Source organism: Bacillus cereus group sp. BfR-BA-01316 (assembly GCF_022664195.1).
In the GTDB taxonomy this organism is placed as follows: Bacteria; Bacillota; Bacilli; order Bacillales; family Bacillaceae_G; genus Bacillus_A.
Genome location: NZ_JAKUGX010000091.1, coordinates 1 through 571 on the forward strand (window position 1 = coordinate 1; position 571 = coordinate 571).

Here is a 571-nt window from a genome sequence, read left to right on the forward strand (position 1 = left end):
ATGATGGCAGAGAGGTCACACCCGTTCCCATACCGAACACGGAAGTTAAGCTCTCTAGCGCCGATGGTAGTTGGGACCTTGTCCCTGTGAGAGTAGGACGTTGCCAGGCAAAATGGAGGATTAGCTCAGCTGGGAGAGCACCTGCCTTACAAGCAGGGGGTCGGCGGTTCGATCCCGTCATCCTCCACCATATATGTCGGAGGGGTAGCGAAGTGGCTAAACGCGGCGGACTGTAAATCCGCTCCTTCGGGTTCGGCAGTTCGAATCTGCCCCCCTCCACCATTTTTTAATTATTGGGCTATAGCCAAGCGGTAAGGCAACGGACTTTGACTCCGTCATGCGCTGGTTCGAATCCAGCTAGCCCAGCCATTAAGAGCCATTAGCTCAGTTGGTAGAGCATCTGACTTTTAATCAGAGGGTCGAAGGTTCGAATCCTTCATGGCTCACCATTTTTTAAAAGAAATATGCGGGTGTGGCGGAATTGGCAGACGCACCAGACTTAGGATCTGGCGCCTTTGGCGTGGGGGTTCGACTCCCTTCACCCGCACTTTTAATAAAATATCTCATACAT

5 tRNA genes and 1 rRNA gene are annotated in these 571 nt (G+C 52.2%); all 6 read left to right on the forward strand.

The annotated features are described in order from the left end of the window. Positions 1-109: ribosomal RNA gene (gene rrf / locus MR071_RS25070) — 5S ribosomal RNA — on the forward strand; the annotation flags it as partial. Between the two features lie 5 nt (positions 110-114). Beyond that, positions 115-190, forward strand: a tRNA-Val gene (locus MR071_RS25075). A gap of 8 nt (positions 191-198) precedes the next feature. Continuing rightward, positions 199-282: transfer RNA gene (locus MR071_RS25080), tRNA-Tyr, on the forward strand. A gap of 12 nt (positions 283-294) precedes the next feature. After that, a tRNA-Gln gene (locus tag MR071_RS25085) sits at positions 295-369 on the forward strand. A gap of 4 nt (positions 370-373) precedes the next feature. Next, positions 374-449, forward strand: a tRNA-Lys gene (locus MR071_RS25090). A 17-nt stretch (positions 450-466) separates the two neighbouring features. Further along, a tRNA-Leu gene (locus MR071_RS25095) sits at positions 467-547 on the forward strand. Positions 548-571 lie beyond the last annotated feature (24 nt).